Origin of the sequence: Imperialibacter sp., assembly GCF_040222815.1 — a bacterium.
In the GTDB taxonomy this organism is placed as follows: domain Bacteria; phylum Bacteroidota; class Bacteroidia; order Cytophagales; family Cyclobacteriaceae; genus Imperialibacter.
Window position 1 is genome coordinate 135,689 of sequence record NZ_JAVKCH010000057.1, and the last position, 25,852, is coordinate 161,540.

A 25,852-nucleotide genomic window follows, 5' to 3' on the forward strand; every position below is an offset into this window, starting at 1 on the left:
TCTTTGGAACTGCCTATAATTACAAGAAAAACACCTATGAAAAACCACTCTATTTCTCGTTTGTTTAGATCAGTGACAATAGCGATTCTACTGATACCTACGCTGGCAACGGCTGTAATAGGCCAGTCAAAAAAGGCCAAGGAGGAATGGACGACGCTTTTCAACGGAAAGGACATCAATGACTGGATTGTTAAAATTCACCACCACGATGTGGACGTCAACTTTGGCAATACATTCAGAGTGGAGGATGGCATCATCAAAGTTCGCTACGATCAATACGGCGACTTCAACGAGCAGTTTGGGCATTTATACTACAAGCAACCGTACTCCTATTATCGCCTCGTGATGGACTATCGGTTTGTTGGCGAATTGCAGCGGGGTGCCCCCGAGTACACGATAAAAAACAGCGGGGTGATGTTCCATTCACAGGATCCACGCTCAATGCCGAAAGAGCAAAACTGGCCGATCTCTGTGGAAATGCAGTTCCTCGCAGGCTTGGGCGATGGTAAGCCACGGCCCACGTGCAACATGTGCTCGCCTGGCACTGATGTCGTGTACAATGGCAAGGTTGACCCTAACCACTGTATCAACTCTACTTCAGCTACCTATGAAGGTGACCAATGGGTGCACACGGAGTTAATCGTGATGGGCGACTCTTTGGTCATTCATAAGGTGAATGGCGAAGAAGTGCTGCGTTATTCCAAACCTCAAATGGGCGGAGGCGTCGTTACTGGTTACGATCCAGCTCTTTGGGAGCCAGGCAAGCCATTGACAGAAGGATATATTGCCTTGCAGAGTGAAGGACAGCCGATAGATTTCAAGAATATCGAGCTACTTAACCTGGAAGGTTGCATGGATCCGAAGGCTACGAATTACAAAAGCTATTTCATCAAATCGAAGCCTGGCGCCTGCAGATACAAAAAGTAGCTTCTACTGAATGCTGAAAAACAAAAAATCCCCGAATCGCTCCGGGGATTTAACTTTATAGCTGGCATTGGCGCCTAGACCGATACTATATCAAGGCTTCTTTTGATAAAGGCGGTTAGCTCAGGGCCTGTCAGCAAGTTCTGAGACAACTTGGCCAAATCAAATGCCTGCTTGGCAAGGGCAGTTTTTTCCTCATCTGATGCTGCTTTGAGAATCTTGCCAACCAACGCATGATTGCCATTTACAGCTACTGAATAAGCGTCAGGCATATTGCCCATCATGGCCATTCCTCCACCCATTGCCGACATGTCTTTCATTCTGCGCATAAACTCCGGCAATGTGATTACCACCGGCATGTCGTCAGTCGACATAGCCTCCACATTTACTGTGAATGCTTTGTTGTTTATCGCTTTATCAAAAAGTTCTTTTACTTCAGTTTGCTCCTTCTCTGAAAGCACCGACTCCTTCTTCTCGTCTTTGTCGATCAATTTGTCCAGCACATCAGCATCCACTCGCTTCCAGTTTACCTTTTCCATCTTCATTTCCATGTGGTTGATGAAGTGGTTGTCGAGCTGGCCGTCCATTTTCAGCACACCATACTCACGCTTGCGGGCGTTTTCAATGTAGCTGTGCTGCTGAGCTTGTTTTGTTGTGTAAAGGAAAATAGCGTTACCGTCTTTATCGGTTTGATTCGGCTTTACATGCTCTTCGTATTCTTTAAGCGTGTAAAACTTGTCGTCGATGTCCTGCACAAGCGTGTAGTCAAGCGCTTTCTCATAGAACTTCTCTTCGCTGATCATCCCGTATTTCACGAAAAGGCCAATGTCGTTCCACTTTTTCTCATACCCTGCTCTGTCTTTCTTGAAGAGGTCGCCAAGCTTATCTGCTACTTTCTTGGTAATGTAAGTGTTGATTTTCTTCACGTTCCCGTCCGACTGAAGGTAGCTCCTCGATACATTCAAAGGAATGTCGGGAGAGTCGATCACGCCGTGAAGAAGCATCAAAAACTCAGGCACTACGTCCTTCACCTCGTCGGTAATGAACACCTGGCGGCTGTATAGCTGAATTTTATTTCTCTGAACATCCAGCTCATTTTTCAGCTTAGGAAAATACAGCACACCAGTAAGGTTGAAAGGATAATCCACGTTCAGGTGAATCCAGAAAAGCGGATCCTCAGCAAATGGATAAAGCTCTTTGTAAAAGTTCAGGTAGTCCTCATCCTTCAATTCACTTGGCTGCTTGGTCCAGATGGGGCTTGGGTTGTTAACCACCTTGTCGTCGAATTCAATTTCGATAGGCAGGAACTTGCAGTATTTATCCAGAATACCCTGAAGTCTGTGCTTTTGCAAAAACTCTTCAGAATCTTCAGCAATGTGAAGCACTATGTCGGTACCCCTGTCTTTTTTCTTGGTCGGGGTAATTTCAAAATCAGTCGACCCATCGCACTCCCAGCGGGCAGCTTCGGCACCTGTCTGATACGATTTCGTGAAGATTTCTACCTTTTTGGCGACCATGTAGGAAGAGTAGAAACCAAGGCCGAAATGACCGATGATTTGCTTTTCCTCTCCTTTATCTTTGTATTTCTCAACAAATTCGGCTGCGCCCGAAAAGGCAATTTGGTTGATGTATTTTTTTATTTCATCGGTCGTTAATCCAATGCCTTTGTCACTGATTGTGATTGTTTTTGCTTTCTCATCGATAGACACTTTAATTTTTGTGTCACCAATTTTTCCTTTGTACTCGCCCAGGGCTGCCAGGCGGTTCAGCTTTTGTGTGGCATCCACGGCATTCGATACCAACTCCCTCAAAAAGATCTCGTGATCCGAATAGAGAAATTTCTTGATAATGGGAAAAATATTCTCGGTGTGGATCGAAAGGGTGCCTTTTTCTTCTGTTACCATGTTTGTATTTGTTTGCAAATGATTGGTCAATAAGTGAAGGGTTGGCAAAAGCCGTTCCATAGCCCGATTTTACCCACAAGGCTGTCAGGATGGCAGTAAGAAGTGTCAGGCCAACGGAATTAGCCACCTTCGTCGACCATTTTGTCGATTACTGCCGCATTAAAGAATTATGATTTTATCTGAGCCTGTTGGAGTCACGCACCAGCCTCTCGTCACGCCGGATAAAACGATTGGCCATAGAGTTGAGGATGAGGGCCACTGGAAAAAGATAGAAGGCCGCCAGGTAAGCACCTTTTTCGGAAGGAACGATTGTCTTTTCTGCGTTCCAGCAAAAGTAGAGGACGAGAAACATCGTACCACCAATAATAAGTGAGTTCAGAGCACCGAACTGAATTTGACGTAGCCTGTTACCAAACTGAAAAATAGAAAAAATGGCGACTCCTGCAGCTATCAGGCAAAGGGCCGCTACATACATGATGTTTTTTTCAGCTAAGATCTCGTCTACTGCCACTCCGTCTCCAGCATATCTGATATGGGTGATTTCAAGAGCGGTAATGGTCACTATTTCACTTTTTTCGACATCAATTTTTTGCCATAGCGGGAGAAAGACAATGATGACCATGACGATGGCAGCAAGCGCCAGAAATATAGATTGGATTCGCTGAAGCATTGGAAGAATTTTTGGCAAATAAACGCATAAAAGACTTTAGAGAAAACCTTAATCGGCTGAACATGTGAATTATGTTGAATGAATTACCTTTGCCGGGCATGCGGTATTTTATTCAGTTGAGTTACGATGGCACAAAATATAGCGGTTGGCAGACCCAACACAACGCTGTGGCTGTGCAGCAGGTTGTTACCCAATGTTTGAGCACCTTACAGGGCACCGAAGTGGAATGTGTGGGCAGTGGGCGAACCGATGCAGGCGTGCATGCCAGGGTGCAGGTGGCCCACGTCGACATGGAACTCAGGCACGAACCTGAGGAATTTCTCTACAGGCTTAATTCCCTACTGCCTCACGACATTGCCGCTCATTGGATAAAGCCTGTGCGGCCCGAAGCGCATGCCCGCTTCGACGCTGAGTCACGATCTTACGAATATCACATTCATCAAAAAAAGGATCCCTTCAAAACTAAATACAGCTATCTTTTCAGGCCGGAGTTGGATGTGGATGTCATGAACAGCACGGCAGCACTCATGTTGACATGGAAGGACTTTCAGTCGTTCAGCAAAGTGAAGACTGATGTCAAGCATTTTGATTGTGATATTTTCGAAGCTCGCTGGAGAAGAGAGAACGATAGCCTTGTATTTTACGTTAGTGCCAATAGATTTTTAAGAGGGATGGTTCGGGCCGTGGTTGGAACACTGCTGGAGGCAGGACAGGGCAGACTGAGCCAGACTGAGTTTAAGGAGATTTTGGAGAGCAGAGACAGGAAGTCGGCGGCCCGCAATGTGCCAGCTGAAGGTCTTTTTCTAACAAACGTTACTTATCCTGAAGAAATTTATATCCTTTCTTGAAATTTGCAGTTAATTACTAACCACGTCCCTAGTCGATAGTTTTGGAAAAGGAAACCGTAAGCGGAAATATCATTGACCTGAAAGTACTCAGGCGACTTTTTGTCTTTGCAAAGCCCTACATAGGCAAGTTTTACTTTCTGGTGGTGCTCACCATTCTGCTAGCGTTTTTGTCCCCACTTCGCCCTTACCTCATTCAGATTACGATTGATAAGTACGTGGCCATTGGTGATTTCCAGGGGCTGGTGAACATGACGCTCATTTTGGTCGGGGTAATCGTCGCCACCGCCATTGTGCAATACAGCCATACTTACCTGTCCGGCTGGCTGGGCCAGTTCATTATTCGAGACATCAGGATCAAGCTCTTCAAGCACCTCCAAACCCTGAAACTCAAGTTTTTTGACAAAACACCCATCGGTCGCCTTGTTACCCGCAACGTTTCTGACGTGGAAACCCTGTCCGATGTTTTCAGCGAAGGCTTAGCGGCTATTATAGGCGACTTGCTTCAAATCATCGTCATCTTTGCTATGATGTTCGCCATCAGCTGGAAGCTTACCCTTGTAAGTCTTTCAACCCTGCCACTACTGATCATCAGTACCTACGTGTTCAAGGAGAAAGTAAAGGTGGCATTCAATGAGGTGCGTACAGCCGTTTCCAACCTGAACTCTTTTGTGCAGGAGCATATCACAGGCATGAACATCGTGCAGATATTCAACAGCGAAGACAGGGAGTACGAAAAATTCAAAGAGATTAACCGGGAGCATAAAAAGGCCAATATCAGGTCGGTATTGTACTATTCGATTTATTTCCCAGTGGCGGAGGTTATTCAGGCAGCGGGTATCGGCCTTGTAGTTTGGTACGGTGCCAGAGGTGTTATAGACGATCAAATCACCCTTGGCGTGCTGATCTCATTTATCATGTATATCCAGATGTTTTTCCGCCCCATCAGGATGATTGCTGATCGCTTCAACACCCTGCAAATGGGCATCGTTAGCTCCAACAGGATTCTGGATTTGCTCGACAGCAAAGAGCACATCGCCAACAACGGTACTTTTGCGCCAACTACGTTGAAGGGCGAAGTGAAGTTTGAGCATGTATCGTTTGCTTACATCGACGAAGAATATGTGCTGAAGGATATCAATCTAGAAGTGAACCCGGGAGAAACCCTTGCTTTGGTGGGGGCTACAGGAGCCGGTAAGTCTTCGGTGATTAACCTTCTGAGTAGATTTTATGAAATCAATAAGGGCAGCATCACCATTGACGGGGTGGACGTAAGAGAATATGACCTGGCGTCGCTCAGGCTCAATATCGGTGTCGTGCTTCAAGACGTCTTTCTGTTTTCAGATTCCATTCTCAACAATATTACTCTCGGCAACCCCGAAATTCCAAAGTCAAAAGTGATTGACGCAGCTGAACTTGTTGGTGCAAGGGAGTTTATAGAGCGGCTGCCAGGCGGCTTCGACTATAATGTGATGGAACGTGGCGCCACACTGTCTGTAGGGCAGCGCCAGCTCATCTCCTTTGTGCGGGCCATGGTGTATGATCCCAAAATCATCGTCCTCGATGAGGCCACTTCATCAGTTGATACTGAGACTGAAGAGCTGATTCAGGGAGCCATTGATAAGCTAATGAAAGGAAGAACATCAATTGTGATTGCTCACCGTCTCTCGACAATTCAACGGGCAAACAAAATTGTGGTGCTTGAGAAAGGCGAAATAAAGGAGGAAGGCACCCATGATGAGCTTTTGGGCATGAATGGCTACTATGCTCAATTACATAAAATGCAATATAAGGAGGTTGTTTAGTGCAGTTTGAAATCGATCTTTTTTTGATTTCTTTTGAACCCTCAAAACATCCGATCGATGACGATTGACCCCAGGTACAAGTATTACGCTATTTCCACCGTCTCTCTGGCAATTATTTCGTTCAGCATTTACTTTCTTCTTGGTGGCACTAAAGAATACGAAGTACGGGAATCTGGTACTGTAAGCTACGATATAGTGGGCACACCTTTCAAGGGTCGGTATGTGGCAGATTCAGCAAGAATGGTTTTTGAAGATATCCGATCAAAAATAGTTAACGAAAACTGGAAGGGAGATTTGGTGGAGCTCACTTATCCCCCGGAAGATGGCGATGAAATAAATCAGTTTTTTGGTGTATTGCTGACAGGGAGGGTAACCCAAATTGAAGGCAACTATCAATTGAAAAAGCTGAGAGCCCCGGGAAGCCTTACGCTGAACCTTTCCATGCACTGGTTGGTGCGGCCCAGTCGGGAAAAAATACAAACCATGATTTTTGACTACAGCCAGGAAAGAGGAATAGTGCTGGAAGATTTCTTCATGCAGCGATATTTGCCAGATAATTCAGTGACAATCGAGGCGTTCGTTAAGTGACAAAAAAAGACCTGCCAGCATTCGCTAACAGGTCAGTATTCGTATCATTTATTGCCAGGCTTATAGGCCAAACTCTTTCTTTACTTTGTCAACATAGTCAAGTTTTTCCCAGGTGAAAAGCTCCACTTCCATTTCTTTTGTTTCGCCGGGTCTGGCAAACTTCTTCTTAACCACTTCATTTTTTCTGCCCATATGGCCGTAAGCTGCTGCTTCCTGGTACATCGGCTGACGAAGCTTCAAGCGCTGTTCGATGATGCCTGGACGCATATCAAAAATTGCTGAAACTTTCCTGGCAATTTCGCCGTCTGACAACTTCACTTTTGCCGAGCCATAAGTATCAACAAAAATACCCATTGGCTCTACCACGCCAATGGCATAAGAAACCTGCACAAGAATTTGATCAGCCACACCTGCAGCTACAAGGTTCTTGGCAATGTGGCGTGTAGCATAAGCTGCGGAGCGGTCAACTTTGCTCGGGTCTTTACCGGAAAATGCACCACCACCGTGGGCGCCTTTGCCGCCGTAAGTGTCGACAATGATTTTTCTTCCCGTTAAACCAGTGTCACCATGGGGGCCACCAATCACAAACTTACCAGTTGGGTTAACGTGGTATTTTATCTGATCGTTGAACAGTTTTTGAATATGATCAGGAAGTTGAGCTTTTACTCTTGGAATTAAAACGCTGATGATGTCCTGCTTAATTTTTACAAGCATCTTTGTTTCTTCATCAAAATCGTCGTGCTGCGTCGAAACAACAATGGAGTCGATTCTGATCGGCGTATGGTCATCAGAATATTCAATAGTCACTTGCGACTTGGCGTCAGGTCTCAGGTACTTGATGGCGCCATTCTCTCTTCTCATCACTGCCAGTTCTCTCAGCAGCCTGTGTGAAAGGTCAAGTGCCAAAGGCATGTAACTTGAGGTTTCGTTGCTGGCAAAGCCAAACATCATTCCCTGGTCGCCGGCACCTTGCTCCTCTGGTTTGCCACGATCAACGCCTCTGTTAATATCAGGCGATTGCTCATGCACTGCAGAAAGCACTCCGCACGAATTGCCCTCGAACTGATACTCTGATTTGGTATAACCAATGCGGTTGATCACCTCACGGGCAATTGATTGTACATCAATGTAAGTGTCTGACTTTACTTCGCCAGCTAACACTACCTGTCCAGTAGTTACAAGTGTTTCGCAAGCAACTTTCGAATTAGGGTCGAAAGCGAGAAAATGATCGACCAGTGCATCTGAAATTTGATCAGCTACTTTATCAGGGTGCCCTTCCGACACAGATTCCGACGTGAATAGATATGGCATTTGTTTTTCTTTGTTGTCTGATTTTTAAGCGTGCAAATTTAGCGGAGCTTTCCTTATTTAAAAACCTGAGGCCCAGGTATTATTTTCCAAGCAGGAAAACGGTTGGTATTTTGTGCAGGTCAGGCCGCTTGGCCTTCCAGCCAGAAATTTTCTTTGTTTGGATAAACTCCCCCTCTCCTGTGATATCACTTGCCACGCACAAAAGTGAGTTATCTTGGCAGGCACTGACCACCACTTCCAGAAGCTGGTTGTTTCTGTAAGGTGTTTCCATGAAGATTTGCGTTGTTCCCTGTTGCACAACCTCCTTCTCCATTTGTTTTATTTTGTCTTGAGCTGCTCTCTTATCAATTGGCAAATACCCATGAAAAGTAAATGACTGACCAGAAAACCCGGAACCCATTAACGCCAAAAAGATAGACGAAGGACCAACCAGTGGGATTACTTCAACTCCTTTTTTGTGGGCAAGGGCGACTATTTTAGCACCTGGATCGGCTATTCCGGGGCAGCCAGCTTCGGATATAACTCCAGCGCTTTCGCCCGAAAAGACTATATCCATGAGCTTCGATATTTCTGCATCCTCAGTGTCTTTGTTGAGCTCAGCAAAATGCAGCGATTCGATGGGCTTGCCTAAATTCAAGGAGCTGATAAACCTTCTGGAGGTTCTGATGTTCTCAGCGAAGAACCAGTTGAGGGAGGAAATTATTTCTTTAACCTGACCATTTATTATCAGATCAACCCTGTTGTCGGAAAGTGGACTTGGTACAAGAAAAAGTTTTCCAGCGCTCATGTGCTCTGCTACGATAGAAAGGCCATCAATGTCTCAAGAAAGGCTTCAGGCTGCTCGGCATGCACCCAGTGTCCGGCATTTTTTATAGTGACAACCTGGCTGTCAGGAAAAAGCTTCTTGATAATTGGAAGGTCAATGTCCCGAATGTAATTGGAATTCTCGCCGTCAATGAAAAGGGTGGGAACTGGATTCGGCTCTCCTTCTATTTTCCCCACAATCAGTCCTATATTGTTATCAATGGCAGCCACGTTTATTTTCCATTCGAATCCGTCACCGGTTCTGCTAAGGCTTTTAAGCAGAAACTGTCTTTCGCCCACATTGGGAACAGATTTGGCCAGCTGATCATCCGCTTCCTTTCTCGATTCCAAAGAGCCAAGGTCAATAGACTTTAGCCCCTCCAGTATCTGGTCATGGTGGATTTTGTAACCACGAGGTGAAATGTCTACAATAATCAGCTTCTCAAGTTTGCCCGGATGGCTCAACGCATAGTTCATAGCCACCTTGCCACCCATTGAATGCCCAAGAACAATCGGCTGAGCAATATTATTCTCTTTGATAAAGTTGCCCAAATCTTCCGCCATCACATCAAAATTTTGCGCTGGGTCATGGAACGACTGGCCATGGTTTCTCTGATCGACCAGATAAACCTCAAAATGTTCTGACAATGACTTGCCAATGGTCAACCAGTTGTCCGAGGCTCCAAAAAGCCCGTGCAAAATAATAAGTGGCTTTCCCTGCCCCAGTTTTCTAAAGAATAGCTTTTTGTCACTCATAGTTTTAAGTTAACTGGCGCAGATACATTTGGATAGTGTTTTCCAGCCCATAATACAAGGCATCGCAGATCAGGGCATGCCCAATGGATACTTCGTCAATTGCCGGAATTTGCTGCACTAAATAAGCCAGGTTGTGCAGGTCAAGGTCATGGCCGGCATTAATGCCAAGCCCCACTGACTTTGCCAGCTTTGCTGTTTCGATATAAGAAGCGACAGCTTTTTCCCGGTTGCTATGATAATGCGTGGCATATGGCTCGGTGTAGAGCTCTATTCTGTCTGCTCCACTTTTGGCTGCAGCCTCCACCAATTTTACGTCCGGATTGAGGAAAATGGAGACCCTTACCCCAGCAGCGTGGAGCTCTGCTGAGACTTCAGCGAGGAAAACCTGGTGTTTCAAGGTATCCCAACCTGTGTTTGATGTGATCGCTTCCGGCGGATCTGGAACCAAAGTGGCTTGCGCAGGCTTTACCGTTTTTACCAGATCGATAAACCGTCTGTCGGGATACCCTTCAATATTAAATTCAGTGGTCACTATCTTCGAAAGCTCAAGCACGTCGCTATGGCGAATATGCCTTTCATCGGGCCGTGGGTGTACAGTGATCCCCTGTGCGCCGAAGACCTCGCAGTCTTTTGCAACCTTTACCACGTCAGGGTTATTTGCTCCTCTGGCGTTTCTGAGCGTGGCCACTTTATTTATGTTAACACTGAGCCTGGTCATTCTTATACTGATTTGTATAACTTTGCTGCAAATTAACCAATAACGATTTTAAAAAATTCAGATATGAGCCTTAAAACCCAAATCGATGGAGATATAAAGCAAGCCATGCTTAGCAAAAACCCAGAAAGGCTGAGGGCACTGAGAGCTATCAAGTCGCTGATTTTGTTGGCGGAGTCTGAAAAGGGTGCCAAAGCAGAGCTGGATCAGGCAGCGGAAATGGCCATTTTGACTAAGGCCGCCAAGCAGAGAAAAGACTCATTGGCTATTTTTGAAGAGCAAAACCGACCCGATTTGGCAGAAAAGGAGCAAGCCGAGCTGGATGTTATCAACGAATTTTTGCCAAAGCAACTTTCAGAAGAAGAAGTGAAGTCGGAGGTTGCAAAAATTATTGCTCAAGTCGGTGCCTCTGGCCCTCAGGACATGGGCAAAGTGATGGGCGCAGCTACGAAAGCATTGGCTGGAAAAGCCGACGGGAAAATGATCTCAACGCTGGTTAAAGAGCTACTAAGCAAGTAAGATCATTGAGAGTCATTGATATAGTCATTCTTATTATCCTTGTTCTTGGAGCGTTTCGGGGTTTCCAAAAAGGACTTCTGTTGGAAATTGTCGGTCTGTTTGCCTTCATTTTGGGAATTATTGGCGGGTTTCAATTCACCCCACTTGTGGCAAGTTTCCTCGACGGATACTTTACTAAAGTGCCGGGGCTTGTTCCTGTCATCTCTTTTATTATCGTTTTTGTCGTTATAGTGCTCGTCGTTAACCTAATTGGCCTGGCACTTAAAAAAACGATTGACTTAACTTTACTTGGGAGCTTCGACGACCTGGCTGGGTCTCTGGCTGGTGTTTTGAAATGGGCTTTAGCCTTAAGCTTCCTGCTTTGGCTGTTGACCTTTTTTGGGTTTCAGCTAGCTGATGAATACGTCGAAGGAGCCAAAATTTATCCTTTTGTGGTGAGCCTCGCCCCCTGGATGATCGACACTATTTCTGTAGTGTTGCCGTTTGTCAAGGAGTTTTTCGAAAAGCTGACCCCGGAACAACAGCCTGCAGAGAGGCAAGCCTATATTGTGGCATTAACTCAGCTAAGAATTGTTTAGGCTTGAGCAACACATCAACAAAAAACTTTATCTCAGAACGGATTTTATCTATATTGGGTTAATTCAGTGATCAGAATGAACATAGAACTAAAAACACAGAATAACTATCCGTATATCGACGAGGGCAAGGGCGAAACGCTTTTGCTTCTTCACGGCCTTTTTGGTGCCCTTAGTAACTGGGATAGTGTAGTTCGCCGATTTTCCAAGACGCACAGAGTCGTCATTCCCATGCTTCCGATTTACGAAATGCCGATTAGAGAAGCTGGCCTCGATGGATTAGTCGAATACCTTGAAGGTTTCGTCGAAATGATGGGACTCAAAGATTTTACTCTTATGGGCAATTCACTTGGAGGCCACATAGCGCTGATATATACACTTGCAAACAAAAGCAAGGTGAAGAAAATGATCCTTACTGGCAGCTCCGGACTTTTTGAAAATTCGATGGGTGGCTCGTTTCCAAAGAGAGGTAGCTATGAGTACATAAAAGAGAGAGTTGAATATACTTTCTACGATCCAAAAACTGCAACACCGGAGTATATAGAGGAAGTTTTTGAAACGACTAAGAGCATCCCGAAGTGTATGCGCATTGTAGCCATTGCAAAATCTGCTCAGCGCCACAATATGGCCAAAGAAGTACAATCAATTAAAATACCTACCCTTCTGGTGTGGGGGCTTAACGATACCATCACCCCTCCGGAGGTGGCGCATGAATTCAACAGACTGATACCCAATTCAACACTTAGGTTCATCGACAAGTGTTGCCATGCCCCAATGATGGAACACCCTGATAAGTTTAACGATATATTAAGTGAGTTTCTACTAAATGAAGCTGCATGATAGCGAGTGATCTTATCAATTACATGATTCCTCCACTCAAGCTGAGTGACGAAATTCAGAAAGCTATTCTGTGGATGGAAGAACTCCATTCGACCGAACTTCCTGTTGTTGAGAAGGGAGAATTTCTGGGATTCATCAATGAAGACACGATCCTTGAATTGAATGGAGCCCTGCCAAGAGTAGCAGACTACGATTTACAGGGCGTTAAATGTAAAGTAGATCAATCGCAGCATTATTATGACGTGATAAAGGCCTGCGACAACAATGGATTGTCGCTTGTGGCAGTAACGGACAACGTTGGCACTTACCTTGGTGTAATTACGCTGGAAGACGTTATTCAGGCATTTGCCATGACATCTTCGATAAAAAGTCATGGGGGCATTCTCGTGCTTTCAATGAAACAGATAGATTATTCCCTGGCAGAAATTAGTCGGCTCATAGAATCGGACAATGGCAAGATTCTCAGCTCATATCTAACTGACGATCCAAATGATTCTTCAAAAGTGAGCCTTACGATCAAGATCAACCTCGAAGACCTTAGCCGGGTACAAGCAACTTTGGAAAGGTTTGGATATCAAATAGTGGCTAAATTCAATAATGCTCCAGAAGCTGTTGACGAACAGGAAAGAATGGACATTTTAATGAAATACCTGGGCATTTAAAGCCAGCACAATTAGTTAATCCGATATGAGAATAGCCCTCCATGGTCATAAATTCAACAGCGACACCATTCCATTTATTCAGGAGGTTATCTTATTTCTTCAGAAGAAAAATGTTGAGGTAATAGTTTCGCAAATCTTTCGAAAGCACGCTACCAAAGCGGGGTTTGACTTGCCAGATGGCCCGGACCTCAGCAAAGCAAATCCCGTTGAGTCATTGGATGCTATTATCAGCTTAGGTGGCGACGGGACATTGCTTGAAACTGTCACCTATGTGAAGCATGCAGAAACACCAATTTTGGGAATTAACACCGGCAGACTGGGGTTTCTGGCAAATATCTCAAAGCTGGATATTCAGAATGCTTTGACATCTTTTTTTGAGCAACGCTTTACCTACGACTACAGAACACTTCTGAGACTAGAAACGAACAAGGAAGTATTTGGCGATACAAGTTTTGCTCTGAACGAATTCACAATTACAAAGAAGGATACCTCTTCAATGATCACCGTTAAGTGCTATATTAATGGAGAGTACCTTAATTCGTATTGGGCTGACGGACTGATGGTTTCGACGCCAACAGGATCCACTGGCTATTCACTTAGTTGTGGCGGGCCTGTTATTCTGCCTCATTCAAACAATTTTGTGATAACCCCGGTTAGTCCCCATAACTTGAACGTACGCCCTTTGATTGTCCCTGACGAAAGTGTCATTTCGTTCGTTATAGAAAGCAGGGGGAGAAACTTCCTGGCCTCATTGGATTCACGGTCACATACGGTTGATTCTTCGGTAGAAATGTCGGTTAGGAAGGAGGATTTCAGAGCCAAATTGATCCAGCTCAACGGCTACTCGTTTTTGGATACACTTAGGAATAAACTAAATTGGGGCTTTGATCTTAGAAATTAATTTTAATCCAGCTTTTCTTTTTTCACTACTTTTACAAAAAAATAGAACTCTTCAATGAAGAAGTTTATTCTCATACTTATCATTTTGGTTCCTGCACTGCTTGCAAGTGAAGATGCGTTTGGTCAGTACAAAAGAAGAAGCAAAGCCAAATTGCAAAGAAACAAAGCTATGTCTTCCTACAGAGGTGGCCGGATTAGTGGCGGCGTTTCCCGGTTCAAGAGCTATCACTCACTTGGCGTGAATTTGAATGCATCAAACTACTTTGGCGATATAGCTCCACTTTCCCGGGCTGTCAGTACAGATATCTCTTTCACCAGACCTGGTTTTGGTATTACGCACACTTACAGGGCCCATAAAATGGCCAGTGTGCGGTCTAGTTTCAACTGGGTAAGATTGAAATCTGATGATTTTGACTCGGCTGATCCTGCGCTAATCGAAAGTCTTCCACGATACACGAGAAATCTTTCCTTCAGAAACGATGTCAAGGAACTGTCAGTAATTCTCGAAATGGACATATTTCCAAACGAAGGTGGTGCAGGGTCAAGGCTACCATTCGCTCCCTACGTATTTGCTGGGGGGGCAGCTTTTCTTCATAACCCCAAAGGACTTGCCCCGGAGCTTGGCAATGATGGCACTCCACTAGCCGAAGCAGGGAAATGGGTTTCTCTAAAAGATTTGGGTACTGAAGGTCAAAACAGCGATCAGTATGATATTGAGCCCTACAAGTCGCTTTCTTATGCTATTCCGTTTGGTATAGGATCAAGATTTAGGCTGCCTGGCCCTTTCGACGCTGCTTTCGAAATAGGGTATCGCCTTCTTTTCTTCGATTATATTGACGACTTGAGTGGAAGGTATGTGGATCCGGGAGCTTTTGGCACGAATGAGCTTGCCCGCACCATGGCCGACAGATCTCGTGAAGCCACTTCGGCTTCGGGGCAACCCCGACAGCTGACTTTGATCACCGAAGCCTATGGTGGAACGAGTACTAAGGTTTCTCAAATTGATGGTCAGCCTTATCCAACAATAGCTGGCTGGGGCTTCGAAGACGACATAAGAGGAAATCCCAGTAACAACGACCAATATATTGTCACCCAGATACGTTTAATGTACGTGTTCGGCAAAGTTCGCCGGAGTGCTAAATTCAGATAATATTGGGAAGTTGAAAAAAAGAGTTTACATATCATTAATCACCAGTCTGCTGGTGATTTTTTTTAGCGGCAAGGCCCTTGCTCAATATACAGAGTACGGTGGGGGATTGGGAATGCTTACTTATACCGGAGATCTAAGCCCAAAGCTGCGATTGAAAGGCTGGACTCCCGGGCTCAACGCATTTTACAGGATGAATGTTAACAACGTCGTTAGTGTAAGGCTTGGGCTGACGGCAGGGAAGATAAAAGGAGACGATCAACGGGCAGTTGATATACTAGGCACCAATAGAGACTACTCATTCGATATCACGTTAATTGAGGGTTCATCTGTGTTTGAGTACTATTTTCTGGACTATAAGCACCCACACACCAACGTTTACTTTTCTCCCTACTTTTTTGCGGGTTTTGGCATTTTCAGAACCTTCGGCTACGATGAGGCAAGAGCAGACTTTAATAAGCTGCAACCAGTTATTCCATTTGGGGTAGGCATTAAGCAGCTGGTAGGAAAAAGATATGCAGTAGGATTAGAATTTGGTTTGAGAAAGACCTTTTTCGACTATTTGGACAGCGTGTCCGATGGTGATATCACATTGAAAAACTACCAGTACGGTAACCCGGAAAGCAAAGATTGGTATTACTTCGCTGGGTTCTCGATTACCTATATTTTGTACGAAATTCCATGCCCTTTCAGGTATGTTCCCAACCGTTATGAGTATAATTGACTCTCCTATTTAGATTTCTCCTTATTTATTTAGCTAAAAATTAGCAACTTTGCGGTTTGCTAGACACTGAGAGACCCTTAGGGCATGAAAGAATTGATTAATTCAGACGCTATTCCCCGCCACATTGCCATCATTATGGATGGCAACGGCAGATGGGCTAAGAAAAGAGGCGCTGCAAGGATATTCGGACATCAGAATGCCATACAGGCAGTGAGAGATGCGGCAGAAGGAAGTGCAGAGCTGGGCGTCGATTATTTAACTTTGTATGCATTTTCAACGGAGAATTGGGCCAGGCCTATTGAGGAAGTAAATGGATTAATGTCATTGTTGGTATCCACCATAAAAAAGGAGTTGCCAACACTACAGAAAAATAATATAAGGCTTAAGTCGATAGGCAACATTCTGAGCCTGCCCAAGGATGCCCAGGACAACCTGGACTATGCCAAGAAGGCGACCCAGTTCAATGATGGATTGACGCTGATACTGGCCTTAAATTACAGCGGTAGGTGGGAAATTACGGAAGCTGTCAAAAAAGTAGCCCAGGATATCGTGGACGGGCACAGAAGCACAGAAGACATTACGGAGGGGCTGCTGGGCGCTTACCTTGACACTAAGGGCATTCCTGACCCGGAATTGTTAATCAGGACTAGTGGGGAAATGCGCATAAGTAATTTTTTACTTTGGCAAGTTGCTTACACCGAGTTGTTTATTACAGAAGTGCTTTGGCCCGACTTCAGAAGAGAGCATCTTTATGAGGCTATAGTTGGGTACCAAAGAAGAGAAAGAAGATTTGGAAAAATCAGTGAACAAGTGAATTCCTGAGAATGAAGAAAATTGTAATTGTATTTGCGGCCTCCCTGTTGTGCATTGTCCAAAGTGTGGACGCACAAATCCGCCCGGGACTTCGGAGCACGCCAGCCACGTCTGGCTCTGGTCTTCAGCTTGACTACTCCAACCCAAAGGAGTATGAGATTGGAGGAATAGATGTGACAGGTTCAGAATACCTGGACAAGAATGCCATCATCTCAATTTCGGGCCTGAGTGTTGGGTCAACGATTAAGGTGCCTGGTGACGCTACCTCCGGTGCCATCAAAAAGCTTTGGAACCAGGGGATTTTGGGAGACGTCTCTCTTTTTGTAAGCAAAATAGAGGGCAACCAAATCTTTTTGACGATTGAGTTGAAGGAAAGACCACGACTGACCAAGTTCACTTTCGAGGGTCTAAACAAAACGCAGAAAAGCGATATCGAAGACGATATTAAACTCATAAAAGGAAGGGTTGTAACCGACGCCGTCATCAAGAACACCGAACTGACGATTCAAAAGTATTTTCAGGGAAAAGGGTATTTGAATGCCGACGTAAAGGTTGTGCAACAAAAAGACACGCTGCTCTCCAACAGCGTCATGCTGAAGATAGTAGTTGACAAAAAGTACAAGGTCAAGGTAAACGACATCAAATTTACTGGCAATGATGTTTTTCTTGACTCCAAGCTGAAGTCAAAAATGAAAAACACGGGAGAGCGGCTTAGGTTCACGCTTATAGAGGACTTGGTTGGTCGTTCTCTTAGAATCTTCCAGCCTAAGGAAGTAAAAGAATTTGTTACGTCGACTAAGCCCTTCGGGTGGAGAGAGTTTAGAAGCTACTTGCACGACAACGTTAAAATCAATTTTTTCAAAACCAAGAAGTTTCTTCAGCCAAAATACGAGGAGGACAAAAAGAGCCTTATCACTTATTTTAATTCTCAGGGATACAGGGATGCGGAAATTGTAGCCGACTCAACCGTAAAGAGCGACAAAGGGCTTGATGTCTACATTACGGTAGACCCAGGTCAGAAATACTACTTTGGGGACATCACCTGGTCAGGCAACTACGTATATGACAGTGAAACGCTGGATAAGGTGCTCGGCATAAAGAAGGGTGACGTGTATGACATGGAGCTCATTCAGAAGAAGCTTACCTTCAACCCACAGGGGCCGGATATTAGCTCCCTGTATATGGACAATGGCTACCTTTTCTTTAACCCCCAAGCGGTAGAAGTTAGAATAAACGGTGACAGTATCGACATAGAAATGCGCCTTTCCGAAGGCTCTCAGGCGACGCTTGACAAGATATATGTGACCGGTAATGACCGGACGAACGACCACGTAATTCTTCGTGAGCTGAGAACGCTTCCTGGCCAGAAATTCAGCCGTAACGACGTGATCCGTACGCAAAGGGAGCTTGCACAGCTAGGTTACTTTAACCCGGAGACAGTAACACCCAATGTGCTTCCTAACATAGCCAAGGAAACCGCCGACATCGAATGGCAGGTGGAAGAACGCCCAAGTGACCAGATAGAGCTTTCTGGTGGTTGGGGTGGGCCTATCGGCTTTGTGGGCACACTCGGTGTCACGTTCAACAACTTCTCTCTAAGGAAGATACCTTACCCAAAAACATGGAGCCCGCTTCCTGTGGGTGATGGTCAAAAGCTCTCCGTTAGATTCCAGGCCAACGGAAAAAGATTCCAGACCTATTCAGTTTCGTTCTCTGAGCCATGGCTGGGAGGTCGCAAGCCGAATTCCTTTGGACTTTCGTACAGCTACTCTATTCAGCGGCAATACCTTTACACAACTGTTGGCAAGCCGCTGGGAACTCTTGGAGTACAAGGCATTACCGCAAGCTTAGGTCGCCGTGTTACGTGGCCTGATGATTACTTCACGGTAAGCAATAGCCTTTCTTATTTGAAGTATGATTTGAACAATTACGGGGCTAATTTCTCGAGCACCCAGTCGCTAGGCTTTACCGACGGTGTTGCCAATAGCTTAACATTCAATACTACGATTGCCAGAAACAGTGTAGATCAGCCAATGTACCCTAGGTCAGGCTCTAATATCTCGTTGACGGCATCGTTTACGCCCCCTTATTCTGCTATCAGAGGTCAGGGGATCTCGGACTTACCCCCTAACGAAAAGTACAAATGGGTGGAATACCACAAGTGGATGTTCGATTCGTGGTACTATCTCAAGTTGGTGGGTAACCTTGTTTTGGTGAACCGTGTGCACTTTGGTGTTATCGGGTCTTACGACAAAGACAGTCCTGGCACGCCTTTTGAAAGGTTCTCTTTGGGAGGTAGTGGTTTGGCAGGACAAAACTTTATTCTCGCCACCGACATTATTGGTTTGAGAGGGTATACAGATAACTCCCTGCGGACCTACGACGAGGTAAACAATATTACGGGTGGTGTGATATATAACAAGTTTGTGTTCGAGTTGAGGTACCCAGTGTCCCTGAGCCCAACTGCCACCATTTACCTGCTTACCTTCGCTGAAGGCGGCAACAACTGGAACGTTTTGAAGGATTATAATCCTTATAACTTATATAAATCAGTAGGAGCAGGCGTTAGAGTATTCATGCCCGCTTTTGGACTTCTGGGTGTTGACTATGGTTATGGCTTTGACACCATACCAGGCCAAACCTCCAGAAGTGGTGGACAGTTCCACTTCTCCATAGGGCAGCAAATACGCTAACCTCATGTGGCTATGAAAAGGACAGTCTTTACGGTATTTATTTTAAGTTTAGGGATAAATACTACCTTTGCCCAAAAATTCGGTTATGTTGACACCGGGTATATCCTGGAGCAAATGCCGGATTACAGGGAAGCCCAGGGAGAAATCGACAAGTTGTCGCTGTCCTGGGAAGAAGAAATAAAGAAAATGTTCCAGGAAGTGGAGCAGATGCAGATTGCTTTCCATGCAGAAGAGGTGCTTCTTACTGAGGAGATGAAGAAGGACAGACGGACGGAGATCGACCGGAAGATGCAGGAAGTGAAGGAGTATCAGAAGAAAGTGTTTGGCTTTGAAGGTCTTTTTTTCTTAAAGAAGAAAGAGCTGATAAAGCCTGTTCAGGATAAAATATGGGAGGCAGTGGAAAAAATGGCAAAGAACAATCGCCTCGCCATTGTTTTTGATAAATCCGGTGAGTTGGTCATGATCTACACAGATCCGATTCATGATTATACTGACTATGTACTTGAAGAGCTTGGCCTGGCCAACGAAAACGATGTAATTAAAAATTAAAACGTAAAGTCATGAAACTTAGAAGCTTGCTGTTTGGTGTATTTGTACTTTTCGCTGTTTCAGTCACAGCACAGGAACTGAAAGTTGGGTACACCAATGTAGACTATATACTCACCCAAATGCCCGAATCGAAGCAAATCGAGGCCGATCTCAAGGCATATGAAACTCAATTGCAAAACCGCCTTCAGGCAAAAATTCAGGAGTTCCAAACCAAAGGCCAGGCGTTCCAAAGCGGCTACCAGACGATGACCGACATCGAAAGGGCTGACAAGCAGGAGGAGCTTCAGAACCTTCAGGCCTCTATCGAAAAATTTCAGCGTGATGCGCAGCAGTCTATGCAGGACAAGGAGCTTCAGTTGCTTCAGCCGGCTTACGACAAAATTCAGAAAGCGATTGACGATGTAGCCAAAGAAAATGGCTTCACTCACGTATTCAGATCAGAAGCGTTGCTTTTTGCCAAGGACAGTGACGAGATTTCTAACATCGTGTTGCAGAAAATGGGGATTACTCCAAAGGCTGCTCCAACTGGAGGAAACTAGCAGATTTACTTACAATGCAAAAAAGGCCATAGAGGTATTCCCTCTATGGCCTTTTGTGTTATTTTGATTGACGCTCGCTTAAACTGGTTAGAGAGAGCAGCTGGATCCATGCCTGCCTGTGTAGGTTAGATTACCTGACAGGCCATAGCCGATCGGCGACGAACTGACAGTATCGTAGATGTCATATCGAATAGAGGAAACAGTTTGTCCATTCGTAGTGGCATAAATCGATAACTGGTCGGAAACTGTATTAACGGGATATGTAGTTACATAATAATCGATAATTCCACTAATATTCAATTGAGAAGTATCTTTAAGCCGCCAGCCAAATACCCCATGGTACTCGTTCCAGGCATGCAGATACATGTAGATTCCGTACACCCCTGATCCTGTTGTATAGACAGCGGCGGCTCGTCCTTTGACCCGCTGTCCACCTCCACTAGTGTATCCAGTGCAATCTGTTGTGCCGTTAAAGAGAATCTTGCCATTTTGAGAGGGTAAACTGATAACCTCTCGGCGAACAGTAAGCACAGTTATTTGGTCTTCGACACTTGAATTTTCGTATTTATCAAGTGTTTTCAACTTACTAACATCCCCATTCATAATAATTCTAATAAAGCCTTTGGAGTAGGAGTAAATGGAGTCGCCTATCTGCAATAGCCCTTTTTTATTAACAAACCTTTCAATTCCCTGGTCGTAGCCCTCTATTTTTAGCGAGTAAATTCCATCTTCGTCGAAGTCAAGAAGATTCTTGTTTGAAAGAACGCTTTCGTCAAAGTAAAAGTCATCTCCAACAGTTTCTTTTAACTTAAGAGCATCCTCCATAGGGAGGTTATCGATGGCTTCCTTGTGTTTTTCATCTTTTTTTAATATTTCGTTTAGAATAGATCTCTGAGACTTGAATTCATAGAACCCACTTTCCCAATTGTCGAGGTCGTCGTTAGTAGCGTCTGATAGTGCCTTTCGTGTACTATTGAATATTGTGACGCTAGGAAATACTAGCCTCCCGTCCGTCACACTGACCTTGGATGGTATAGCGGCGGCAGGTTCAGGGTTGGAAACATCATCCTGAGAGCAAGAAAAAGCTAGCATGAGTGCTAGAAAAGCGGTAATACTTAAGATTTTTTTCATGGCATTATTTAGTTAAATGAATAACTAAGAGTAAATCTTTGTATTAGTCATTGCAAGGCTCAATTTAATCTTGATCTACATTGCTCTATTATGCGTGAAAAATCTCAATTATTAACTTTTGTTCTTTGGGACTCAGGTATTTTCTGGGAGAAATGTTTAGACTATGATCTTTGATTCTTCTTCTGAGGGTATGATAACTCACGCCAAGCTCATTGGCCAATTCCTGCCTGGTTTTTACTTTTAGCATAGTTGAAAATATTGACATTTTATAATTGATAATAAAGATAACTATTTATGGAACGTATTGAGTATGGGAATTGAGAAATTTAAGGAAGGAAACAGCAGAGTTAATTATACATATAGGAGCGGATTTCCTATATGTTTAGAAATACTTCTGGAAATGGTTATTTTCGAAGTTCAAAGATGAAATAGCCATAAGGAATACCATACCCAACGGAAATGAATAAGTGGATCGAAAATCTAAATATTCATTCCCATTGGTAAAAGCTATTCCATGTGGCCGCTGAGAAACAAATTATATACACATGAAAAAATGCATAAGTTAGTCGCAACGCTCTTATTTCTAATTAGCCTGAATACTTCTCTTCTTTCGCAAAGCCAGATATCTATCGAAGATTTTACTTTGAAGAACACTTTCAACGTGGAGTCGGTGAACAGTGTGAACTGGATGAAAGACGGGCAGTTTTACTCTGCACTCGAGGACAATAAGGTTGTAAAATTTGATGTGACTACCGGTGTGGCAGTTGAGGAGATAGTTGATGGAAGTGCGCTTTCCCCTTCGCTAAAAATAGACGACTATACGTTTAGCGACGACGAGACTAAACTATTATTGTTAACTGATAGGCAGTCAGTATTCAGGAGATCCTACACGGCGGTGTTTTACGTGTATGACATCGCTACGAAGGCAATTTCGAAACTTTCTGAGGGGCGCCAGGCATACGGCACCTTTTCACCCGACGGAACCAAAGTTGCCTTTACCCGTGACAACAATCTGTTTTGGAAAGACATTACTTCAGACCGGGAAGTCCAGATAACCACCGATGGCGAACGGAACGCCATCATCAACGGTAGTACCGACTGGGTGTACGAGGAGGAGTTGTACCTCACCAAAGCCTTTGAATGGTCACCCGACGGACAGCGGATAGCCTACTACAAGTTCGATGAGTCGCTGGTGAAGGAGTACAACATGCAAGTGTGGCATGAGGGCCAGCTTTATCCGGAGGACTATAGATACAAGTACCCGAAAGCCGGTGAATCAAACTCGGAGGTAAGTATTTTTATTTACGAGGTGGGAGCCAACCGAAACGTTAAAGCCGACATTGGTAGCGAAACAGATATTTATATCCCCAGAATCAAGTGGCTGAAGGATGCAAAAACCCTTTCGATTCAGCGACTGAACCGTCTTCAAAACCAATTAGATATTTTGCACACTGACGCCTCCACGGGGAAATCAGCAATCATACTCACCGATAAGTCGGAGACTTACATTGACTTCACGTTTTGTGACGACCTTACCTACCTGGTGGATGACAAAACATTTTTGTTTTCCTCCGAAAAAAGTGGCTTCAAGCACTTTTATCTGTATAGCCTGAGTGGCGAGTTGATCCGTCAGATTACCAATGGCTCATGGGAGGCGGTGTCGCTTGTGGGCGTTGACCAAAGCACCAAAACACCCGTGTTGTTCTATACTTCTACTGAAGATTCGCCGATGGAAAGAGCCTTTTACAGAATAGATATAAAGGGGAAGAACAAGGCGAAATTGAGTCTTGATAAAGGGTGGAACAGGGTAGTGATGAGTACCGACACCAGGTTTTATATAAATTACTTTACCAGTGCCACGCAGCCACAGAAAGTTACTTTACATCAAAGCAAAGGCAACAAATTAGTAAAAGTATTGAAGGACAATGCCGCACTGGCGAAAGCCATTCAAGACCATGGATTTGTAGACAAGGAGTTCTTCAGTTTTACAACTTCGCAGGGAAGTAACCTGAATGGCTATTTTCTGAAGCCGACTGATTTTGACTCTGACAAAAAATATCCAGTATTGCTATATCAATACAGTGGGCCAGGGTCACAAAACGCCACCAACGCCTGGGGTGGAGGGCATTTTTTTTGGCACCAAATGCTGACCCAAAGGGGCTACATTGTTGCAGTGATAGACACCCGGGGAACAGGAGGGCGTGGGGAAGGGTTTAAGAAAATGACCTATAAGCAACTTGGGAAGTATGAAACGGAGGATCACATAGAAGCGGCCCGGTATTTCGGAACGCTCCCATTTATTGATACCTCCCGCATCGGCATATGGGGTTGGAGCTACGGAGGATACATGAGCTCACTGGTGTTGTTCAAAGGAGCCGATCTCTTCAAGGCGGCCATTGCGGTGGCACCTGTGACCACATGGCGATTTTATGACACCATTTATACTGAACGCTACCTCATGCGTCCGCAGGACAACGCCGGTGGATATGATGACAACTCCCCCATTACTCATGCCGATAAGCTAAAGGGCAATTTCTTGCTTATACACGGAACGGGTGATGACAATGTTCACTTTCAAAACTCGGTGGCTCTGCAAGATGCACTTATCAGAGAGGGAAAGCAGTTTGAGTCGTTTTACTACCCCGATAAAACGCATGGTATTTCTGGTGGTAAGTACCGGTATCATTTGTACAATATGATGACTAATTTCATTACTGACAACCTATAGCCGACTATGCCCAGAAAACTTCTGTTAATGGTAAACCCGGCCGCCGGGTATGGCAAAGGTGCCAAAATAGTTGGAGAGGTAGAGAAATTCCTGCGAACGAACGACCTGGTGTACGAATCTTTCTTTACTAAGAAAGGCCAGAATGCAAGGGCAATCGTGAAGAAGAGATTGGACGAAAGCTTTACTGACCTTTTGGTTATCGGCGGAGACGGAACGCTCAACGATGCGATAAACGGCATTGGCGAGAATAGGAAGGTCGTTGTAAATGTAATTTCTACCGGCACAGGCAACGACTTTATTAAGTCGGTAAATGTTGGGAGCAATCTCATCCAGCAGTTGGATACCCTTCTTCATGGGGTAGAGAAAACCATCGATTTGGGCGTTTGCAATGATCGGCTGTTTCACAACGGGGTTGGAATAGGGTTCGATGGTCAGATTGTAGCTGATATGAAGCAAAAGAAAAGGCCGTTACTCCTCTGGGGCTACGGGGCCTACTTGTACAGGGTGCTCAGAATCTTAAGCTCATACCAGGAGAAGCAGCTATCATTCAGCATCGATGGTAAGAAATACACCAAAAAAGTTCTTTTGCTCACGGTGGCCAATGGAACCACTTTTGGCGGCGGCTTTGTGCTAACGCCAGATGCCAAAGTGGATGATGGCTTGCTGGATGTGTGCCTTATTGAAAGAATTCTCCCCTGGAACAGGTTCCTGAGCCTGAGTAAGCTTGGAGCCGGAAGGCACGGCAAGCTTGAAGAAGTAAGTTTCTTTAAGGCCAGTCACGTAAGCATAGAGGCTGACAAAAAGCAATGGATGCATATCGACGGGGAGCTTTTGGGCCACCCACCTTTTGAAATCAACATTCATAAGAAGGCATTAAAAGTGAGAGTCAGGGCTTCCGCTTGACGATAGGCTTTTGTTTTTTGGAGAACCGGTAGTAGAAAATACCTACCAGAGAAATCAGAACAAGAGAGATAAGCTGAGAATGTGAAAGTACATTTTCAATAATGAACCCCCTTCGGATATCACCCCTGAATATTTCTGTAACCGACCTGCCAACAGCGTACATCATGATGTACAGAAAAAACAACTGCCCCTCAAACCGTTTGTGCCGTTTGAACATTAGCAGCACTACCAAAATAGAAAGAATGAGAAAGATCTCATAAAGCTGTGTCGGGTGCAGCGGAGTGTTTAGTGGTTTGGCTTGTGAAAGGGTGTCGGAAAAGCTAATACCCCACGGCATGTCAGTTGGCTTGCCGTAGCAGCAGCCAGCAAAAAAACAGCCCATTCTACCACAAACGTGAACGATGCAGCCCGTAACAGCTACCAAATCCATCATGGGCCAAAACGGTAGTTTGTGCTTTCTGAAATACCAAATGACGGTCGGAATGGCAAAAATGAGGGAACCGTAAAAAACGAAACCTGTTCGAAAGTTTTTTAACATATTGGCCGGTTCGCCAAAATAGTAGGCAGGTGACTCGAAATAATAGAACAATTTCCCCCCAACAAAGGCGGCAATAATTACCCATCTTGCGAGTCCTTGGATGACATCTGACTCGATCCCCAGTTCCCGTTTGGCGGTTTTTGCTGCGTAAAAATAGCCCAATGTTGCTCCAAGAGCGATCAATAAACCGTAAAAATGGATGGTGACGGGCTTCCCAAAAAGCTCGAATGAAATGAATTCTGGATGCATTTATTGCGTTTATTTTCGTA

The 25,852-nt window shown here is 44.8% G+C and carries 25 protein-coding genes; 17 read left to right on the forward strand and 8 right to left on the reverse strand.

Translation table 11 applies throughout. The features are described from left to right. Positions 1–36 precede the first annotated feature (36 nt). A complete protein-coding gene (locus tag RIF36_RS26715; RefSeq protein ID WP_350128395.1) occupies positions 37–927 on the forward strand; it encodes a 3-keto-disaccharide hydrolase in 891 nt (296 codons plus the stop codon). 74 nt (positions 928–1,001) lie between these two features. Here the strand turns inward: RIF36_RS26715 and htpG are convergent, their stop codons facing one another. Then, positions 1,002–2,828 carry a molecular chaperone HtpG gene (htpG, locus tag RIF36_RS26720; protein WP_350128392.1) on the reverse strand — a complete coding sequence of 609 codons (1,827 nt, stop codon included), beginning with the start codon at positions 2,826–2,828 and terminating at the stop codon, positions 1,002–1,004. A 175-nt stretch (positions 2,829–3,003) separates the two neighbouring features. After that, on the reverse strand, positions 3,004–3,498 hold the full coding sequence (locus RIF36_RS26725; protein ID WP_350128389.1) for a DUF4293 domain-containing protein: 495 nt from the start codon (positions 3,496–3,498) through the stop codon (positions 3,004–3,006). Between the two features lie 71 nt (positions 3,499–3,569). Between RIF36_RS26725 and truA the strand changes: the two genes are divergently transcribed. The 3 genes from truA to RIF36_RS26740 are packed head-to-tail and all read left to right on the forward strand — an operon-like array spanning position 3,570 to position 6,736. Next, positions 3,570–4,346 carry a tRNA pseudouridine(38-40) synthase TruA gene (gene truA, locus RIF36_RS26730; protein ID WP_350128386.1) on the forward strand — a complete coding sequence of 259 codons (777 nt, stop codon included), beginning with the start codon at positions 3,570–3,572 and terminating at the stop codon, positions 4,344–4,346. Between the two features lie 35 nt (positions 4,347–4,381). Then, on the forward strand, positions 4,382–6,148 hold the full coding sequence (locus RIF36_RS26735) for an ABC transporter ATP-binding protein (protein ID WP_350128408.1): 1,767 nt from the start codon (positions 4,382–4,384) through the stop codon (positions 6,146–6,148). Positions 6,149–6,205: 57 nt separating this feature from the next. After that, positions 6,206–6,736, forward strand: a complete 531-nt coding sequence (locus RIF36_RS26740; RefSeq protein ID WP_350128383.1) for a hypothetical protein — start codon at positions 6,206–6,208, stop codon at positions 6,734–6,736. 60 nt (positions 6,737–6,796) lie between these two features. Here RIF36_RS26740 and metK read toward each other — a convergent pair whose 3' ends face one another. From metK to RIF36_RS26760, 4 genes are all read right to left on the reverse strand, one after another. Beyond that, a complete protein-coding gene (metK, locus tag RIF36_RS26745; RefSeq protein ID WP_350128380.1) occupies positions 6,797–8,047 on the reverse strand; it encodes a methionine adenosyltransferase in 1,251 nt (416 codons plus the stop codon). 79 nt (positions 8,048–8,126) lie between these two features. Then, the gene (locus RIF36_RS26750) at positions 8,127–8,834 is read right to left on the reverse strand and encodes an SAM-dependent methyltransferase (RefSeq protein WP_350128377.1); all 708 of its coding nucleotides are present in this window, start codon (positions 8,832–8,834) and stop codon (positions 8,127–8,129) included. Positions 8,835–8,842: 8 nt separating this feature from the next. Further along, a complete protein-coding gene (locus RIF36_RS26755) occupies positions 8,843–9,607 on the reverse strand; it encodes an alpha/beta fold hydrolase (protein ID WP_350128374.1) in 765 nt (254 codons plus the stop codon). Positions 9,608–9,611: 4 nt separating this feature from the next. Beyond that, complete coding sequence (locus RIF36_RS26760) at positions 9,612–10,325, reverse strand: pyridoxine 5'-phosphate synthase (RefSeq protein WP_350128371.1); 714 nt, start codon at positions 10,323–10,325, stop codon at positions 9,612–9,614. A 63-nt stretch (positions 10,326–10,388) separates the two neighbouring features. Between RIF36_RS26760 and RIF36_RS26765 the strand changes: the two genes are divergently transcribed. The 11 genes from RIF36_RS26765 (at position 10,389) to RIF36_RS26815 (ending at position 20,283) form a co-directional block, all read left to right on the forward strand. Beyond that, complete coding sequence (locus RIF36_RS26765) at positions 10,389–10,841, forward strand: GatB/YqeY domain-containing protein (protein WP_350128367.1); 453 nt, start codon at positions 10,389–10,391, stop codon at positions 10,839–10,841. Positions 10,842–10,846: 5 nt separating this feature from the next. After that, positions 10,847–11,419 carry a CvpA family protein gene (locus RIF36_RS26770; protein ID WP_193217808.1) on the forward strand — a complete coding sequence of 191 codons (573 nt, stop codon included), beginning with the start codon at positions 10,847–10,849 and terminating at the stop codon, positions 11,417–11,419. A 75-nt stretch (positions 11,420–11,494) separates the two neighbouring features. Further along, a complete protein-coding gene (locus RIF36_RS26775; RefSeq protein WP_350072902.1) occupies positions 11,495–12,256 on the forward strand; it encodes an alpha/beta fold hydrolase in 762 nt (253 codons plus the stop codon). Continuing rightward, a complete protein-coding gene (locus RIF36_RS26780; RefSeq protein WP_350072900.1) occupies positions 12,253–12,918 on the forward strand; it encodes a CBS domain-containing protein in 666 nt (221 codons plus the stop codon). Before RIF36_RS26775 ends, RIF36_RS26780 begins: the two co-directional genes overlap by 4 nt. Before the next feature lie 25 nt (positions 12,919–12,943). Further along, entirely contained in the window at positions 12,944–13,819 is an 876-nt protein-coding gene (locus RIF36_RS26785) for an NAD kinase (protein ID WP_350072898.1), read from the forward strand. A gap of 54 nt (positions 13,820–13,873) precedes the next feature. Then, positions 13,874–14,968 carry a DUF6089 family protein gene (locus RIF36_RS26790; RefSeq protein ID WP_350072896.1) on the forward strand — a complete coding sequence of 365 codons (1,095 nt, stop codon included), beginning with the start codon at positions 13,874–13,876 and terminating at the stop codon, positions 14,966–14,968. Between the two features lie 10 nt (positions 14,969–14,978). Then, positions 14,979–15,689 (forward strand): type IX secretion system protein PorG, encoded by a 711-nt coding sequence (gene porG / locus RIF36_RS26795; protein WP_151997786.1) that lies wholly within the window; start codon positions 14,979–14,981, stop codon positions 15,687–15,689. Positions 15,690–15,773: 84 nt separating this feature from the next. Further along, positions 15,774–16,511, forward strand: coding sequence for an undecaprenyl pyrophosphate synthase (gene uppS / locus RIF36_RS26800; RefSeq protein WP_350072894.1), 738 nt, complete (start codon positions 15,774–15,776; stop codon positions 16,509–16,511). A gap of 2 nt (positions 16,512–16,513) precedes the next feature. After that, on the forward strand, positions 16,514–19,195 hold the full coding sequence (locus RIF36_RS26805; RefSeq protein WP_350072892.1) for a BamA/OMP85 family outer membrane protein: 2,682 nt from the start codon (positions 16,514–16,516) through the stop codon (positions 19,193–19,195). Between the two features lie 12 nt (positions 19,196–19,207). After that, positions 19,208–19,744 carry an OmpH/Skp family outer membrane protein gene (locus RIF36_RS26810; RefSeq protein WP_350072891.1) on the forward strand — a complete coding sequence of 179 codons (537 nt, stop codon included), beginning with the start codon at positions 19,208–19,210 and terminating at the stop codon, positions 19,742–19,744. Positions 19,745–19,755: 11 nt separating this feature from the next. Further along, positions 19,756–20,283 (forward strand): OmpH/Skp family outer membrane protein, encoded by a 528-nt coding sequence (locus RIF36_RS26815; protein WP_151997790.1) that lies wholly within the window; start codon positions 19,756–19,758, stop codon positions 20,281–20,283. 87 nt (positions 20,284–20,370) lie between these two features. On the opposite strand, the gene RIF36_RS26820 is transcribed toward RIF36_RS26815, so the two are convergent. Next, positions 20,371–21,414 (reverse strand): hypothetical protein, encoded by a 1,044-nt coding sequence (locus RIF36_RS26820; protein WP_350072889.1) that lies wholly within the window; start codon positions 21,412–21,414, stop codon positions 20,371–20,373. Between the two features lie 553 nt (positions 21,415–21,967). Between RIF36_RS26820 and RIF36_RS26825 the strand changes: the two genes are divergently transcribed. Both RIF36_RS26825 and RIF36_RS26830 read left to right on the forward strand, forming a co-directional pair. Then, the gene (locus tag RIF36_RS26825) at positions 21,968–24,142 is read left to right on the forward strand and encodes a S9 family peptidase (RefSeq protein ID WP_350072887.1); all 2,175 of its coding nucleotides are present in this window, start codon (positions 21,968–21,970) and stop codon (positions 24,140–24,142) included. 6 nt (positions 24,143–24,148) lie between these two features. Further along, a complete protein-coding gene (locus tag RIF36_RS26830; RefSeq protein ID WP_350072885.1) occupies positions 24,149–25,045 on the forward strand; it encodes a diacylglycerol/lipid kinase family protein in 897 nt (298 codons plus the stop codon). Here the strand turns inward: RIF36_RS26830 and lgt are convergent. Continuing rightward, entirely contained in the window at positions 25,029–25,832 is an 804-nt protein-coding gene (gene lgt / locus RIF36_RS26835; protein ID WP_350072883.1) for a prolipoprotein diacylglyceryl transferase, read from the reverse strand. The genes RIF36_RS26830 and lgt overlap by 17 nt on opposite strands. Between the last annotated feature and the right edge of the window lie 20 nt (positions 25,833–25,852).